16 protein-coding genes and 1 tRNA gene are annotated in these 16213 nt (G+C 71.0%); 10 read left to right on the top strand and 7 right to left on the bottom strand.

Features of this window, described 5'->3' with window-relative positions; translation table 11 throughout:
- Positions 1-29: 29 nt before the first annotated feature.
- Complete coding sequence (locus tag ACQF4J_RS23800; protein ID WP_427166773.1) at positions 30-1409, top strand: PLP-dependent aminotransferase family protein; 1380 nt, start codon at positions 30-32, stop codon at positions 1407-1409.
- A 17-nt stretch (positions 1410-1426) separates the two neighbouring features.
- Here the strand turns inward: ACQF4J_RS23800 and ACQF4J_RS23795 are convergent, their stop codons facing one another.
- Complete coding sequence (locus tag ACQF4J_RS23795) at positions 1427-1873, bottom strand: ATP-binding protein (protein WP_427166772.1); 447 nt, start codon at positions 1871-1873, stop codon at positions 1427-1429.
- Positions 1874-2096: 223 nt separating this feature from the next.
- On the opposite strand from ACQF4J_RS23795, the gene ACQF4J_RS23790 reads away from it, so the two are divergent.
- The 9 genes from ACQF4J_RS23790 to ACQF4J_RS23750 all read left to right on the top strand — a co-directional run bounded on the left by ACQF4J_RS23790 (position 2097) and on the right by ACQF4J_RS23750 (position 12015).
- Positions 2097-2909: a hypothetical protein gene (locus tag ACQF4J_RS23790; RefSeq protein ID WP_351563408.1), complete on the top strand. Its 813-nt coding sequence runs from the start codon at positions 2097-2099 to the stop codon at positions 2907-2909.
- A 111-nt stretch (positions 2910-3020) separates the two neighbouring features.
- Entirely contained in the window at positions 3021-3749 is a 729-nt protein-coding gene (locus tag ACQF4J_RS23785) for a YcnI family protein (protein WP_351563406.1), read from the top strand.
- A 79-nt stretch (positions 3750-3828) separates the two neighbouring features.
- The gene (locus ACQF4J_RS23780; protein ID WP_351563404.1) at positions 3829-4482 is read left to right on the top strand and encodes an SCO family protein; all 654 of its coding nucleotides are present in this window, start codon (positions 3829-3831) and stop codon (positions 4480-4482) included.
- Positions 4479-4940 carry a copper chaperone PCu(A)C gene (locus tag ACQF4J_RS23775; RefSeq protein WP_351563402.1) on the top strand — a complete coding sequence of 154 codons (462 nt, stop codon included), beginning with the start codon at positions 4479-4481 and terminating at the stop codon, positions 4938-4940. The genes ACQF4J_RS23780 and ACQF4J_RS23775 overlap by 4 nt, the downstream gene beginning before the upstream one ends.
- A 15-nt stretch (positions 4941-4955) precedes the next feature.
- On the top strand, positions 4956-7127 hold the full coding sequence (locus ACQF4J_RS23770; RefSeq protein WP_427166771.1) for a copper resistance CopC/CopD family protein: 2172 nt from the start codon (positions 4956-4958) through the stop codon (positions 7125-7127).
- Between the two features lie 8 nt (positions 7128-7135).
- A complete protein-coding gene (gene efeB, locus ACQF4J_RS23765) occupies positions 7136-8425 on the top strand; it encodes an iron uptake transporter deferrochelatase/peroxidase subunit (protein ID WP_351563398.1) in 1290 nt (429 codons plus the stop codon).
- 33 nt (positions 8426-8458) lie between these two features.
- Positions 8459-9391, top strand: a complete 933-nt coding sequence (pheA, locus tag ACQF4J_RS23760) for a prephenate dehydratase (RefSeq protein WP_351563396.1) — start codon at positions 8459-8461, stop codon at positions 9389-9391.
- A 549-nt stretch (positions 9392-9940) separates the two neighbouring features.
- Positions 9941-11218 (top strand): serine--tRNA ligase, encoded by a 1278-nt coding sequence (gene serS, locus ACQF4J_RS23755; protein WP_351563394.1) that lies wholly within the window; start codon positions 9941-9943, stop codon positions 11216-11218.
- The gene (locus tag ACQF4J_RS23750; protein ID WP_351563392.1) at positions 11215-12015 is read left to right on the top strand and encodes an HAD family hydrolase; all 801 of its coding nucleotides are present in this window, start codon (positions 11215-11217) and stop codon (positions 12013-12015) included. Before serS ends, ACQF4J_RS23750 begins: the two co-directional genes overlap by 4 nt.
- 28 nt (positions 12016-12043) lie before the next feature.
- Here the strand turns inward: ACQF4J_RS23750 and ACQF4J_RS23745 are convergent.
- The 6 genes from ACQF4J_RS23745 to ACQF4J_RS23720 form a co-directional block, all read right to left on the bottom strand.
- A tRNA-Ser gene (locus ACQF4J_RS23745) sits at positions 12044-12131 on the bottom strand.
- 280 nt (positions 12132-12411) lie between these two features.
- Positions 12412-12612, bottom strand: a complete 201-nt coding sequence (locus ACQF4J_RS23740; protein WP_351563390.1) for a hypothetical protein — start codon at positions 12610-12612, stop codon at positions 12412-12414.
- Positions 12613-12692: 80 nt separating this feature from the next.
- A complete protein-coding gene (locus tag ACQF4J_RS23735; RefSeq protein ID WP_351563388.1) occupies positions 12693-13412 on the bottom strand; it encodes an ABC transporter permease in 720 nt (239 codons plus the stop codon).
- 10 nt (positions 13413-13422) lie between these two features.
- Positions 13423-14334, bottom strand: a complete 912-nt coding sequence (locus tag ACQF4J_RS23730) for an ABC transporter ATP-binding protein (RefSeq protein WP_142153486.1) — start codon at positions 14332-14334, stop codon at positions 13423-13425.
- Complete coding sequence (locus tag ACQF4J_RS23725; protein WP_351563386.1) at positions 14331-15239, bottom strand: ABC transporter permease; 909 nt, start codon at positions 15237-15239, stop codon at positions 14331-14333. The genes ACQF4J_RS23730 and ACQF4J_RS23725 overlap by 4 nt, the downstream gene beginning before the upstream one ends.
- Complete coding sequence (locus ACQF4J_RS23720) at positions 15229-16191, bottom strand: ABC transporter ATP-binding protein (protein ID WP_351563642.1); 963 nt, start codon at positions 16189-16191, stop codon at positions 15229-15231. The genes ACQF4J_RS23725 and ACQF4J_RS23720 overlap by 11 nt, the downstream gene beginning before the upstream one ends.
- Between the last annotated feature and the right edge of the window lie 22 nt (positions 16192-16213).

The raw sequence follows: 16213 nt of genomic DNA, 5'->3' as shown, positions 1-16213 counted from the left end.
GGATTCACGAACCTGGGGGGAGGGTCGTTGTGGACGGCTTCTGGGCCGGCGTCAGTGTCGATCTGCATCTGGAGACCGACGACGGCGAGGGACGGCGGGTCGGGCTGGAACGGGCGCTGCGGGACGCGGTGCGCGACGGGCGGCTGGCGCCCGGGACGCGGCTTCCGGCAACGCGCCGGCTCGCGACCGAATTGGGGGTCTCGCGGGGGACCGCCAAGGCCGCCTACGACCAGCTCGTCGCCGAGGGCTATCTGACGGCCCGGCAGGGGTCGGGTACCCAGGTCGCCGAGCTGCCCTCGGCCGAGACGGAGACGCCGAGCACGGCCGCACGCGCGCGTACGCCGCGTTTCGACCTGCGGCCGGGCAGTCCGGACGTGGGGGCGTTTCCGGCGGCGGCCTGGCTGCGGGCGCTGCGGCGGGCGATCGCCACGGCCCCGCTGCTGGCGTACGACTACGGCGATCCACGCGGGCGCATCGAACTGCGCACGGCGCTCTCGGGCTACCTGGGGCGCGCGCGAGGCGTGATCGCGCCGCCCGATCGGATCGTGATCACGTCCGGGTACGTGCAGGGGCTCGCGCTGCTCACGCGGGTGCTGGAGGGCGGCGAGATCGCCATGGAGGACCCCGGGCTGGCCTTCCACCGCGAGGTCGTGCGGCGCAACGGCGGCAGTGTCGTCGCGGCGCCGGTCGACGAGCGGGGCGTGCGCGCGCGGGAACTCGGTGACTGCCGGGCCGCCGTGGTCACCCCGGCCCACCAGTACCCGACCGGTGTCACACTGCACCCGGAGCGGCGGCGGGCGCTGACGGACTGGGCACGCGCGCGTGGCGGGCTGATCGTCGAGGACGACTACGACGGGGAGTTCCGCTACGACCGCCAGCCCGTCGGCGCGCTCCAGGGCATGGCACCCGGGCAGGTCGTCTACCTCGGCACGGCCTCCAAGACGCTCGGGCCCGCGCTGCGGCTCGGCTGGATGGTGCTGCCGCCGCACCTCGTCGACGCGGTCGCCGACGTCAAACTGCACAGCGACCACCACACCGAGTCCATCGGCCAGCTGGCGCTCGCCGAGCTCATCGAGAGTCACGCCTACGACCGTCACGTGCGGGCGTGCCGGCTCAGGTACCGCAGGCGCCGGGACCAGCTCCTCGACCGGCTCGGCGACCGCCGGAACGTGCGCGGCATCGCGGCCGGGCTGCACGCGCTCGTGGAGGTGGCCGACGAGGCGGAGGTGCTGGAACGCGCGGAGGCGGAGGGCCTGGCCCTGGGCCGGCTCGGCGACCACTGGCACATCCCCGACGAGGCACACCCGCAGGGGCTGGTCGTGGGGTACGGGACGCCTCGGGAGCGGGTGTACCCGGAGGCCCTGGCGGTGCTCGAAAAGGTACTGGAGTCGGCCGACCCGGTCCGGTGAGGCGTCCGCCGGATGCTTCACACCGCCAGCAGCGGGGCGTCCTCCCGCCACTTGAGGATCTTGTCGAAGCTCACCACGGTGCCGTCGCGGCCGGGCTTGCCGCCGATGTGGAGGTGGTCGGTGAGCTCCCGGATCAGATACAGGCCCCTGCCGTGCTCGGCGTCGGCGCGGGCGGGGCGGGCCACCGGGGGCCCGGCGAGACCGGGGCCGGAGTCCGCGACCTCGATACGGCACTTCTCGCCGTCCAGGTAGGCGGTGACCCGGTACGCCTCCGAGGACGCGCCCCGCTCTGCGCCCCCGCCGTGTTCGACGGCGTTCGCGCAGGCCTCGCTGAGGGCGACGGAGAGGTCGTAGGAGATGTCGGGGTCGACCCCCGCGGTCTCCATCGCGCCGAGCAGCAGCCGCCGGGCGAGCGGCACGCTCGCGGCTTCCCGCCGCAAGTGGAGTGACCACCAGATGCTCATGCTCCAGCCTCCCGGCCGCGGCTCGACATACCGTTTGTTATTGCCGCGCGTAGGCGTGTGTAAGCACGGAGTTGACGTGACGCCGCCCATATGGGCGGTGCGTTCGGGACGCAATCGGTGTATGTCCGATCAGCTCGTGTCAGAGAGTGATCTTCTGGCCCGTAGGTCACCTTGTGGACCTGCCGTACGGCGCGGGCGGGGCCGGTGGGATGATGAGCCCGCCATGACTGCCCCCCACCAGCGCAGGGCGCGCTCCGGACGAGACGTCCGGATTCTGCGGGCCGCGGTGTTCGCCGCGGTCTGCGTCGTGCTGGCCGCGGGCGGACACGCCCTGGCCTCCTGCGCCCCGGTTCCGCCGTGGACGCTGGGCGCCGGTTTCCTGGGTGTCCTGCTGCTCACGGTGCCGCTCACCGGACGCGAGCGGTCACTGCCCGGGATCGCCGCGCTGCTCGCGGCGGGACAGACCGTGCTGCACACGCTCTTCGGACTGGGTCAGCACACGGCGGCCGGCGGCATGTCGATGGCGTCCATGACGTCGGCGTCCGACGCCTCGCTGGTCCGGCAGGCGGCCCGCATCACGTGCGGGGCCACCGCGGCGGCGATCAGTCCCGCCCAGGCCCGCCGGATCCTCGGCGACGCCCGGATCTCGCCGACCACGGCCATGGACATGAGCTCCATGCGCCCGGCCGGTTCCCCGTCCCTGGTCTCCCTGCTGCCGTCCCTGCCGATGCTGCTGGGCCACGTCCTCGCGGCGGTCGCCGCCGGCTGGCTGCTGCGCCGCGGTGACCTGGCGCTGCTCAGGCTCGTCGAACTGTCCGCGCAGTCCATGGCCGAAGGGGCTCTCGTACGGTCCCTGCGCTCCGCGTTCGCCCTGGTGCGCGCCCTGCGTGCCGGGCTTCCGGCCGCACCCGGGACGGGTCCGCGCGTGCCGCGCACCGCTCTGCTCGCGCGACCCGGGCCCCGTACCGCCGCACTCCAGCACACGGTGATCAGGCGCGGCCCGCCCGCCGCCGCGCACCTCCTCCTCGCCGCCTGACGCGACGCGAGCACCGCACTCCTTCGGGGTGGGGGCCGCCGTCGTGCGGCACGCGCGCGTGCGCGCGCACCCCATCACCGCGACCACACTCGAAGTGGAGTGCTCTCTGCCATGAAGGTCTCTCGTCTCGCCGCCTCCGGCGCCCTGGCCGGTGCCGCCGTGCTCGCCCTGTCCGGCCCCGCGTTCGCACACGTCGGCGTGCAGCCCGAGGGCACGGCCGCCAAGGGCGGTTACGCCGTCGTCGACTTCAAGGTCCCCAACGAGCGGGACAACGCCTCGACCACCAAGCTGGAGGTCACCTTCCCGGCCGACCACCCGCTGGCGTCCGCCATGCCGGAGCCGATGGACGGCTGGAAGATCCAGGTCACCAAGTCCAAGCTGGCCAAGCCCCTCGACATGCACGGCGAGAAGATCACCGAGGCCGTCTCCAAGATCACCTGGACCGCGGACGGCAAGGGGATCGAACCCGGCTACTTCGAGAAGTTCCCGGTCTCCGTGGGCGCCCTGCCCGAGGACGCCGACGAACTGGTCTTCAAGGCGGTCCAGACGTACGACAACAAGGAGGTCGTGCGCTGGATCGAGGTCCAGCAGGACGGCCAGGAGGAGCCCGAGAACCCGGCGCCCGTGCTGACCCTGTCGGCCGCCTCCGAGGACGGGCACCACGGCTCGACGGTGGCCAAGGACGCCTCCGACAAGACGGCCACGGCCGCCTCCGACTCCGCCGTGACCTCCGACGGCACCGACACCACCGCGCGTGTGCTCGCCGTCGTCGGCATCGCCGTCGGCGCGCTCGGCGTGGCCTACGGCGTGCTGGCCGGCCGTCGGCGCACCGACGCCTGAGGTCTTTCAACCGCCCTGTGCACCGGGGGCGTACGACCCCCGGTGCACACCGGAGCTCTCACATCTGGGACATTTTTCTATGCGCAAGAAGACGTTCGCCGCGGCCGTGCTGCTCGCCGCCGCCTCCCTGACCCTCTCCGCCTGCGGCAGCGGCGACAGCGGTGACTCGCCGGTCGCCGTGGTCTCCGAGGACACCGCGCAGAAGGCCGCCACCGTCCTCGACCAGCCGTTCGAGAAGCCGGACCTGGTGCTCACCGACACGCACGGCCGGAAGTACGACTTCCGCAAGGAGACGGCCGGCAGGCCGACGCTGATCTACTTCGGCTACACCCACTGCCCCGACATCTGCCCGACGACGATGAGCAACATCGCCGTCGCCAAGAAGCAGCTGCCCAAGGCCGAACAGGCCAAGCTGCAGGTGGTGTTCGTGACCACGGACCCGGCCCGCGACACCCCGGCCGAACTCGGCAAGTGGCTCAAGGGCATCGACCCCGCGTTCGTCGGCCTGACCGGCGACTTCTCCACCATCCAGGCCGGCGCCCGCACCCTCGGCATCTCCATCGAGCCGACGCACAAGGACAAGAAGACCGGCAAGACCGTCTCGGTGCACGGCACCCAGGTCATCGCCTTCTCGCCGAAGACCGACGGCGGTTACGTCCTCTACGGCGAGGACGCCACCGTCGACGACTACACCAAGGACCTCCCCAAGATCATCAAGGGGCAGAACCCGTGAGGCGGCTCGCTCCCACGGCCCTGGTGATAACCGGCGCCCTCGCCCTCGCGGGATGCGGCGGCTCGGGCGGCTCCGGTGACACCAGGCCCGAACTGTCCGTCAGCGCCTCCTACATGCCCCAGCCCATCACGGGCGAGATGGCCGCCGGCTTCTTCGTCCTCACCAACAAGGGCGGCACGAAGGACGAACTGACCTCCGTCACCAGTGACGCGGCGGGCAGCGTCACCATGCACGAGACCGTCGGGCAGTCGATGCGGCAGGTCACGTCCCTGGATGTGCCCGCACACGGTCAACTCGTGTTCAAGAGCGGCGGCAACCACCTGATGTTCGAGAAGCTGAAGGGGAAGCCGAAGCAGGGCGAGCAGGTCGCCGTCGAACTGCACTTCGCCAAGTCCGACCCCCTCACCGTCGAGATACCGGTGAAGTCGGCCACGTACAACCCTGCGACCGGCCACTGAGGGAGAGGCACCACCGTGACACCGACCATCACCCCCCGCCGCACACGGGCGCTGGTGCTGCTGTTCCTGGCCGTGATCGGCGTACTGCTCGCCGGCGCCGGCCCGGCCTCCGCACACGCCGCGCTCACCGGCAGCGACCCCGCGCAGGGGGTGGTGGTCGACAAGGCGCCGACCCAGGTCACCCTCAGCTTCTCCGAGAAGGTCGCCACCTCCGACGACTCGCTGCGCGTGCTCGACCCCAAGGGCAAGCGCGTCGACACCGGCAAACCGGCGAACATCAGCGGCACCTCGTACGCCGTGCAGTTGAAGAGCGGTCTGCCCGACGGCACCTACACGGTCTCCTGGCAGGTCGTCTCGGCGGACAGCCATCCCGTCGCCGGCGCCTTCACCTTCTCCATCGGCGCCCCGTCCCTGACCACCGTCTCGGTCTCCGGTGACACGGCCGGCAGCGGGGGCGTGGGCTGGCTGTACGGCTTCGGGCGGTACATGTCGTACGCCGGTTTCATCGTCATGGTCGGCGGCGGGGCCTTCGTACTGGCCTGCTGGCGGCGCGGCTCCGGCGTACGGGCCGTGCAGCGGCTGGTGGTCTCCGGGTGGGTGGCGCTCACCTCGGCCACCCTCCTGCTGCTGCTTCTGCGCGGCTCCTACACCGGCTCCGGCAAGGTCGGCGACGTCTTCGACCTGAGCCTGCTCGGACAGGTGCTGCAGACCAAGACGGGCGCGGCGCTGGTCTCCCGGCTGCTGCTGCTCGCCGCGGCCGCGCTGTTCATCGCCGTCCTGTTCGGCGCCTACGACAAGCGCGAGGACGACGAGAAGAAGGACCTGACGTTCGGGCTCGCGATCGGCGGGACCGTGGTGTCCGCCGGTCTCGCGGCCAGCTGGGCGATGGCCGAGCACGCCTCGACCGGCCTCCAGCCGGGCATCGCGATGCCGGTCGACGTGGTGCACCTGCTGGCGGTCGCGGCCTGGCTGGGCGGGCTCACCGCCCTGCTGGTGGCGCTGTACCGCTCGCCGGCACCGGTCGAGGCCTCCGCGGTACGGCGCTTCTCGACCGTCGCGTTCGGCAGCGTCCTCGCCCTGGTCGCGACCGGCGTCTACCAGTCCTGGCGGCAGCTCGGCTCCTGGTCGGCCTTCACCGACACGACGTACGGGCAGTTGCTCCTCGCCAAGATCGGGCTCGTGGCGCTGCTCGTGGGCATCGCGTCGATCTCCCGCCGCTGGACGGCACGGCTGGCAGGTGGGGCTGCGGTGAGGCCGGGGGAGACGGAGGAATCGGGGGAGACGGCCGACGATCCGGCCGGGCGAGAGGTGGCCTCCGCGCAGGAGGAGGCCTCCGAGCCCGAGGAGGCGGCTGAGGGCGCGCCGCGGCGGAAGGAGCCGGCGGCCGCTCGCGCGGGGGCCGGCTCGGCGAAGACGGCGTCGGGGGCGGCGGGCTCAGCGTCCGGAGCGGAGGGTGCGCACGGCTCCGCGGCCTCCGGCGACTCCGCGGGGTCCGGCGACTCCGCGGCCCTCGACGACTCCGAGGGGTCCGGCGGCCTCCGCGCCGCCGGCGACGTGGAGGCCGACGGCGGCTCGTCCGGGTCCCCCGCCGACTCCCGGCGTGCCGCCCAGCTCGCCCGGCAGCGGGCCGCCGTGGACAGCGCTCGGCAGAAGCGCGAGCGCGATGCCGACCCCGACCGCTTCGGCCTGCGGCGCTCCGTGCTCGCGGAGGCGGGCGTGGCCGTCGTCCTGCTCGCCGTCACCACCGTGCTGACGCAGACCGAACCCGGCCGCACCGAGCAGGAGGCCAAGGCGGCCACGTCGTCCTCCTCCTCTTCCTCCTCGTCGTCGGCCGACTCCTCGTCCGGGGCGGTGACGCTGACCATGCCCTTCGACACGGGCGGCACCGACGGCAAGGGTGTCGTGTCGGTCGACCTCGACCCCGCGCGCGTGGGCGGCAACGAGATGCACGTCTACGTCACCCGGACCAACGGGCGCGGCTTCGACATCCCCGAGGTGAAGGTCGCCCTCACCCTCGAGGCGAAGAAGATCGGACCGCTGCCCGTCACCCCGGACCACGTCGCCACCGGCCACTGGGCGGCCGACGACGTGCAGATCCCCATGGCGGGCGACTGGAAGGTCGCGGTGACCGTGCGCACCTCCGACATCGACCAGGTGACCGTCTCCAAGAACGCGCAGATCGGCTGAACCGCACCATGCCCGAACAGTCCCTTCCACAGGCACCCACCCCCGCCCGCACGGCCGCCTCGCCGGAGACCTCTTCCTCGCCCGGCGTCTCACGCCGGGCCCTGCTGGGCACCGCCGGCGCCACCGGCCTCGTGCTCGGCGCGGCGGGCGGTGCCGTGGGATACGCCGCCGCGCCCTCCCAGGCCACTCCGCTGACCTCTGTTGGCGCGAACATGGCAATGTTTCACGGGAAACATCAGCCCGGCATCACCGACGGTCTGCAGGCCAAGGGCCATCTCGTCGCCTTCGACCTGGCGCCTGGCGCCGGGCGCCGGGAGGCCGCCGCACTGCTGCGCCGCTGGTCCGCGACGGCCGAGCGGCTGATGGCCGGTGAATCGGCGTCGAGTGACGACACGGACGTGGCGCGGGACGCCGGGCCGTCCTCGTTGACCGTCACCTTCGGCTTCGGGCACAGCTTCTTCTCCCGCACCGGCCTGGAGAAGCAGCGCCCGGTCTCCCTCGACCCGCTGCCCGACTTCTCCTCCGACCACCTCGACAGGGCCCGCAGCGACGGCGACCTGTGGGTGCAGATCGGCGCCGACGACGCCCTGGTCGCCTTCCACGCCCTGCGCGCGGTCCAGAAGGACGCGGGCAGCGCGGCGAAGGTCCGCTGGCAGATGAACGGCTTCAACCGCACGCCGGGCGCCACGGCCCACCCCATGACGGCACGCAACCTCATGGGCCAGCTCGACGGCACCCGCAATCCCAAGCCGGCGGAGGCCGACTTCGACAAGCGGATCTTCGTGCCCGCCTCCGGCTCCGGCGACCCGGCCTGGATGGCGGGGGGCTCCTACGCCGTCGTACGCCGTATCCGCATGCTGCTCGACGACTGGGAGAAGCTCTCACTCACCGCGCAGGAGGACGTCATCGGGCGCCGGAAGGCGAACGGGGCGCCTCTTTCGGGCGGCTCCGAGACGACCGCCATGGACCTGGAGAAGACCGACGCCAAGGGCGATCTCGTCGTCCCGATCAACGCCCACGCCCGCATTTCCCGGCCCGACCAGAACGGCGGGGCGGCCATCCTGCGGCGCCCTTTCTCCTATCACGACGGCATCGACGCCGACGGGGCCCCGGACGCGGGTCTGCTGTTCGTCTGCTGGCAGGCGGACCCGCTGCGCGGCTTCGTCCCCCTGCAGCGCAAGCTCGACCGCGGTGACGCCCTGTCGAAGTACATCCGGCACGAGGCGAGCGGTCTGTTCGCGGTGCCGGGCGGGGCGGCGAAGGGCGAGTACGTGGGACAGCGGCTGCTGGAAGGGTGAGCCGGGTCGCTTTGGGGCCATTAGGGTGAGGGCATGCCAGCGAGCTACGCCTATCTCGGCCCCGAGGGCACCTTCACCGAAGTCGCCCTGCGCACGCTTCCCGAGGCGGCCACGCGGGAGCTGATCCCGTACGTGTCCGTGCAGTCCGCGCTCGACGCGGTCCGCGCCGGCGAGGCCGAGGCCGCGTTCGTGCCGATCGAGAACTCCGTCGAGGGCGGGATCACCACCACCCTCGACGAGCTGGTCGCGGGCGCGCCGCTGATGATCTACCGCGAGGTGCTGCTGTCGATCACCTTCGCGCTGCTGGTCAGGCCGGGTACCGAGCTGTCCGACATCAAGACGGTCTCCGCCCACCCGGCCGCCCAACCGCAGGTGCGCAACTGGCTCAGGAACAACCTCCCGGACGCCCACTGGGAGTCGGCCGCCTCGAACGCGGACGCCGCCCGTCTGGTCCAGGAGGGGCAGTACGACGCCGCCTTCGCGGGCGAGTTCGCCGCCGCCCGCTACGGTCTGCGGGCCCTGGAGACCGGCATCCACGACGCCGAGAACGCGCAGACCCGTTTCGTGCTCGTCGGCCGGCCCGCCCGGCCCGCGGCTCCGACCGGCGCGGACAAGACGTCCGTGGTGCTGTGGCAGCGCGACGACCACCCCGGTGGCCTGCGCGATCTGCTGGGCGAGTTCGCCACCCGCGGCATCAACCTCATGCTCCTGCAGTCCCGCCCGACCGGAGCGGGCATCGGCAACTACTGCTTCTGCATCGACGCCGAGGGTCACATCTCCGACCGCCGGGTGGCCGAGGCCCTGATGGGGCTCAAGCGGATCTGCCTGGAGGTGCGCTTCCTCGGCTCGTACCCGCGTGCCGACGCGGGCGTGGAGGACGTGGGCGCACCGCGGCTCGGGACGTCGGACGAGGCGTTCGCGGCCGCGTCGGACTGGGTGGCACGCTGCCAGGACGGCCGGTTCTGAGCGGTCTTACCCGGTCTTCACCGCGGTCTTACCTGCAGATTTTCGTTATCCACAGGAGTTATCCACAGGTTGGCTTCTCGACCTGGGGACAAGTCGACAAGAACGTGCCAGTCGGTCGACAAATCGGCCTCTGGACCGCTCCCGGGTTCACCGCCGTGCACATCACCCTTCGTCCACTCTTTTCCTTTGCGCAATCCTTTGGGGCGACCTGTTTCCACTCAAAAGTGCGGGTAGGCGAGGTTCGTCCTGGGAATCCTCCGGCTCACAGCCACGTTTCGGAGTGATCAATTCCGAAATCCACAGATCATCCACACAGCCTGTGGATAACTCTTCGGGGGATGTGGACCGCTGTGGACAACCACAGCCCAAGTCCCGTACCGCACAAGGAAATCGGGTCAACCGGACGCCTGTCACCTGACCCGTCCCAGGGAGTGGGACGCCTTTTATTGACACACCTCGCAATTGCCGCGTAACGGAAGGTAAGACGCATTTCGGAACCAGGGGGAATGGAGTCGTGAGGCGTATCCCCGCACCGGTAGCCTTGACCGCGTGATTGACCTTCGCCTGCTCCGTGAGGACCCCGACCGTGTGCGCGCGTCCCAGCGCGCCCGTGGAGAGGACGTCGCGCTCGTCGACTCCCTCCTGTCCGCCGACGAGCGGCGCAGGTCATCCGGCGTCCGCTTCGACGAACTGCGTGCCGAGCAGAAGCAGCTCGGCAAGCTGATCCCCAAGGCCGCGGGTGACGAGAAGGCCGAGCTGCTGAAGAAGGCGAGCCAGCTCGCCGCCGACGTCAAGGCCGCCGACGCCGAGCGCGACGCGGCCGACACCGAGACCCAGGAGCTGCTGCTCCAGCTCGGCAACCTCGTCCACCCCGACGTGCCCGTCGGCGGCGAGGAGGACTTCGTCACCCTCGAGACGCACGGCACGATCCGCGACTTCGGCGCCGAGGGCTTCGAGCCCAAGGACCACCTGGAGCTCGGCACGATCCTCGGCGCGATCGACGTCGAGCGCGGCGCCAAGGTCTCCGGCTCCCGCTTCTACTTCCTCACCGGCGTCGGCGCCCTGCTGGAGCTCGCGCTGGTCAACGCCGCGATCGCCCAGGCCACCGCGGCCGGCTTCACGCCGATGCTGACGCCCGCCCTGGTCCGCCCCCAGTCGATGGCGGGCACCGGCTTCCTCGGCCAGGCCGCCCAGGACGTCTACCGCCTCGAGGCCGACGACCTCTACCTCGTCGGCACCTCCGAGGTCCCCCTCGCCGCGTACCACATGGACGAGATCCTCGACGCCGACCGCCTGCCGCTGCGCTACGCCGGCTTCTCGCCGTGCTTCCGCCGCGAGGCCGGCTCGCACGGCAAGGACACCCGGGGCATCTTCCGCGTCCACCAGTTCGACAAGGTGGAGATGTTCTCCTACGTCGCTCCGGAGGACTCGCAGGCCGAGCACCAGCGCCTGCTGCAGTGGGAGAAGGAGTGGCTGACCTCGCTGGAGCTGCCGTTCCGCGTCATCGACGTGGCCACCGGCGACCTCGGCTCCTCGGCCGCCCGCAAGTTCGACTGCGAGGCGTGGATCCCGACGCAGGGCAAGTACCGCGAGCTGACGTCGACCTCGGACTGCACCGAGTTCCAGTCCCGCCGCCTGTCGATCCGCTTCCGTGACGGCAAGCAGGTCAAGCCGCTGGCGACGCTCAACGGCACGCTGTGCGCCGTACCGCGCACGATCGTGGCGATCCTGGAGAACCACCAGCAGGCCGACGGCTCCGTGTACGTGCCGCCGGTGCTGCGCCCGTACCTGGGCGGCCGGGAGGTCCTGGAGCCGGTCGCCAAGTGACCGGCTTCCCCTACCGGCTCGTCGCGACCGACCTCGACGGAACGCTGCTGCGCTCCGACGAGTCGGTCTCGCACCGCACCCGTGACGCGCTCGCCGCGGCCACCGCGGCGGGCGCCGCGCACATCGTCGTCACCGGCCGCGGCGCGCCGTGGACCCGCCACATCCTCGACGACCTCGGCTACGACGGCCTCGCCGTCTGCGGTCAGGGCGCACAGGTCTACGACGCCAAGGAACACCGCCTGCTGACGTCCGTGACCCTGGACCGGCAGCTGGCGGGCGTCGCCCTGGCCAAGATCGAGGCGGAGGTCGGCCCCCTGCACCTGGCGGCGAGCCGGGACGGGCTGGACGGCGACGTGCTGGTGGGGCCGGGGTACGCGGTCACCGGCTCGCTGCCCGCGGTCCCCTTCACGGACGCGGCGGACCTGTGGGCCGCCCCGCTGAACAAGATCTACATACAGCATCCGACGCTCGGCGACGACGAGCTGGCCGAGGCGGCCCGCCGGGCCGCGGGCGGCTTCGTCACGGTCGCCATGGCGGGCGCGGGCATCGTGGAACTGCTGCCGCTGGGCCTGTCGAAGGCGACGGGGCTGTCGCTGGCGGCGCGCAGGCTCGGTGTGAAGGCTGCGCAGACCATCGCCTTCGGCGACATGCCGAACGACATCCCGATGTTCGCGTGGGCGGCTCGGGGCGTGGCGATGGCCAACGCCCACCAGGAGCTGAAGGCGGTGGCGGACGAGGTGACGGCCTCCAACGAGGAGGACGGCATCGCGGTGGTGCTGGAGCGGTTGCTGGGCTGAGCCGTCAGCCGTTGTCAGCCGCTTTCTGCGGAGGATGCACGAATCGAACGTGCGCGGGCTTTCCAGGCCCGACCTTGGCTTAGCAAGCCAGTGCCTTACCACTCGGCCAATCCTCCGGGTGGGCGGCCCACGCGAGAGCGACATCGCGTGCTCGAAGCGGCCGCCCCGGACAGTTCCTGGGGGTGACTCGACGGTGGGGTAACTACACCGGAGTCCTCACCGAACTGCCCTGACGGGAGCTGGACGTACTGTCGTGCATGGACATCGCCCGGCTCCTCTCCCAGAACGTGGCGCCGAAGTCGCCGTACGCGCGTACGGTTTCCGGCGGTGTGGACACAACCATCGTGCCTGTACGACGAGTTGGGCGCCACTGATTAAAAGGGGGCCGTCGATCCCCTACCGGCGCCGCCACTTGCGGCGACGCGCCCTGCTGAAGAACCACCCCGCCGGCGGCTCGTCGGAGCGCCACGGCTGTGGCTCGGGCTCCTCCGCGCGCCAGCGGGCGGCGAGCATACGGGCGCGGGCTGAGGGCTCGGTCGTCCCTGCGGACCGGATGAAGTCCTCGTCCAGGACCATGTCGTCCCAGTCGTCTGCCATCCCCATTCCTCTCAGCCCAGCCTTCCCTTTTGCCCAGTGTGCCCGGACAGGGGTGAAGTCCCCGTCAGTAAAGGCGGCGTCTACTCCTCGCCCGCCAGCGTCAGCGAGCGCAGCTTCTGCCCCGCGTACCAGGTGGCCAGGACCGTCACCGTGACCAGGAACACCGTCGCCGTGGTCAGCCCGACGTCGGAGGTCACCAGGTCACCGCCGGCCACCTTGTGGGCGACGGCCAGTGACCACTGCTGGACACTGAGGGTGCGCGCACCGGCCACCAGGGAGCCGAACAGGGCCTCCCAGACCAGCGCGTAGACGAGACCGAAGACGACCGCGTGCCGGGACACCGTGCCCAGCAGCAGGAACAGCGCCGCGTACGCGATGGACGACACCAGGGCGGCCACCGTGTAGGCGACGGCGATCTGCTGGCCGTTGCCGTTGAGGATGAAGCCGGCGATCAGGGTCGGCAGCGCCGAGAAGACCATGGTCACGGCGATCGCCACGATCAGCTTGGTGAAGATGATCGTCGGCCGTTTGATCGGCTTGGACAGCAGGTACACCACCGAGCCGTCGTCGATCTCCGGGCCGATCGCGCCGGTCCCGGCGATGACACCGATGATCGGCACCATGGTGGCGAGCGCGAGGCTGCCCAGGAGGTCCTTCGCCGTCTGGTCGTCGGCTCCGACGAGAGCCCGCACGATCACGGAGATCACGATCAGCAGCAGCGGCAGCGCGCCCAGGATGAGGGCCCGGCGACGGCCGAGCAGGGCCCGGTAGGTGAGTCGGGCGACTGTGGGGTCGTACATCTTCGGCCTCCTACGCCGCGACCAGGTACGAGAACACGGACTCGAGGGACTCGTCGGACGGCGAGACCGTCAGCAGCCGGATGCCGTGGTCGCGGGCGACCCGGGGCAACAGCGCTGTGAAACGGCCGAAGTCGACGGCCTGGATGCGCAACGCGCCCTCGGCGAGATCGACTTCGATGCCGGACGTCGACGGATCCGCGATCAGCGCGGCCGCGAGGGCACGGTCGTCGCTGGAACGCACCAGGTAGCGGTGCGGGCGGTCGGTCATCAGACGGCGGATCTTGCGGAAGTCGCCGCTGGCCGCGTGCCGGCCGGCCACGACCACCTCGATGTGCCAGGCGAGTTGCTCGACCTCTTCGAGGATGTGGGACGAGAACAACACCGTGCGGCCCTCGTCGCCCATGCGGCGCAGCAGGTCCATGAGCTGCATGCGCTGGCGCGGGTCCATGCCGTTGAAGGGCTCGTCCAGCAGGAGCAGCGAGGGGTCGTGGACCAGGGCGGAGGCCATCTTCACGCGCTGGCGCATGCCCTTGGAGTACGTGGAGATCTTGCGGTCCTGCGCGTACTCCATCTCGACCGTGGCCAGCGCCTTCTGGGCCGCCTTGGCGCCCAGGCCGTGCAGCTCGGCGTTGGCCACGACGAACTCGCGGCCGGTGAGGAAGTCGTACATGGCCTCGCGCTCGGGGACGACGCCGATGTGCTTGTAGATCGCCTCGTTGCGCCACACCTGCTGTCCGTCGAGGGTGACGGTGCCGGTGGAGGGGGCCAGGAAGCCACCCATCATGTTGATCAGGGTGGACTTCCCGGCGCCGTTCGGGCCGAGCAGGCCGGTGACGCCGGGGCCGATGGTCATGGTGATGTCGTTGACGGCGACCACGTTGCCGAACCAGCGGGAGACGTGGTCGATGCTGAGCGTGGTCACAGTCCCACCTTCTTGTAGCGGCGCAGCAGGAGACCGTAGGCGGCGGCGATCAGGCCCAGGAGGACCAGGACGTACACCGCGCCCTCGCCGTGCGTGGGGCCGACGGCGCCCGGGAACGCCGAGCTCGCGCCGAGGAAGGCCGACTGGACCCCGTCGATGAGCGTGACGGGCGAGAACAGGCCGATCCAGGGGACGGCGCTCGAGCTGCCCTGGGCGTCGGCGATCGCCTGCAGCGTGGAGACCGCGCCGTAGGAGATGGTCAGCACGGCGATCACGGCCGCGATACCGAAGCCGCGGCGCGGGGTGACGGAGGCGATGACCAGGCCGATGCCGGCGAAGAGCAGCGAGAGCAGCGCCACGGAGACCAGCCCCTGCCCGAATCCCTTGCTCTGGTCGGCGAAGTCGAGCTTGGCCAGCAGCGCGCCCACGTAGAGCACGATCAGCGGGGCCGCGGTCAGCACGAACAGCGCGGAGGCCAGCGCCGCGTACTTGGCGCGGACGTAGTCGGCGGTCTCGATCGGCCGGGAGAAGTACAGCGGCACGGTCTTGAAACGCAGGTCCCGGGAGACCGACTGGGGTGCCTGCGAGGCGACGTACAGGCTGATGACGGCCTGCATGATGATCGCGTAGCGCGTGTAGTCGACCGGCAGGTCCTTGGCCTTGGTGGCGACCGCGACGGCGACCATGATGGCCGCGGGCACGCACATCACCACGAACAGCAGCATCGGCAGCACCTTGGACTTGATGGAGCGTCCGAGGCCGTAGGCGCCGCGCAGGGACTGCGAGTACAGGGAACGGGTGGCGTAGGAACGGCCCAGACGGGGGCCGTCGTAGTTGCGGTAGCCGATGTTGTGGATGCGGGTCTGGTCACCCGGCGCTGTCGGCATGGGCTGCTCAACCGCCATGGACGGCCGCCTCCTTCCGCTGCTCTTCCTCGCTGGTGAAGACCTCCGAGATGTGGTGCCGGCGCTGCTCCATACGGACCAGGCCGAGGCCGAGGTCGGCGACGACATCCCGTACGAGGTCGTAGGTCTCCTCGCCCTGCGCGGTCAGCAGCAGGATGTGGCCGGCGCCCGGCAGGCCGCTGCCCGCCTCGACACTCACCCCGCGCGCGTGCAGCGCCTCGCGCATCGCGCGGGTGCCGTCCGGGTGCTCGTCGGTGTCGGTGACCTCGACGGCGATGGTGGTCGTGGTCTGGGTGAAGTCCGTGGTGGAACTGGAGCGCAGGAGCTTGCCGCCGTCGATGATCACGACGTGGTCGCAGGTGCGCTCCAGCTCGCCCAGCAGGTGGGAGGTGACCAGGACCGAGATGCCGAAGTCCGTGTGGATGCGGCGGATCAGCCCGAGCATCTCGTCGCGGCCGACCGGGTCCAGGCCGTTGGTCGGCTCGTCCAGGAAGACCAGCTGCGGGTCGTGGACGAGGGCCTGCGCGAGCTTCACGCGCTGCTTCATGCCGGTCGAGTAGCCGCCAATGGGGCGGTAGCGCTCCTCGTACAGACCGACGTGACGCAGCGTGTCCGCCGTGCGCTCACGGGCGGCGGTCGGCGGCAGTCCGGACATCCGGGCCATGTGGACGACGAACTCGGTCGCCGAGACGTCCGGCGGCAGGCAGTCGTGCTCCGGCATGTAGCCGACCCGCTCACGGATGGCCGCGCCCTTGGTCGCGACGTCGAGCCCGAGCACTTCGGCGCGGCCCTCGGAGGCGGGGGACAGACCCAGCAGGATCTTGATCAGTGTGGACTTGCCGGCTCCGTTGGCTCCGACGAGCCCGGTAACACCGGGTCCGACGTCGACGGAGAGCCGGTCAAGCGCGGTCACCCGGGGGAACCGCTTACTCAGGCTTTCGGTCGCGATCACAGTCACGGCATCGACGATAGTG

The sequence above is a fragment of the Streptomyces sp. C1-1 genome (genome assembly GCF_050214755.1).
In the GTDB taxonomy this organism is placed as follows: domain Bacteria; phylum Actinomycetota; class Actinomycetes; order Streptomycetales; family Streptomycetaceae; genus Streptomyces.
The sequence above is the reverse complement of the archived record's forward strand: the minus strand, read 5'-3'. Positions and strand labels throughout refer to the sequence as shown.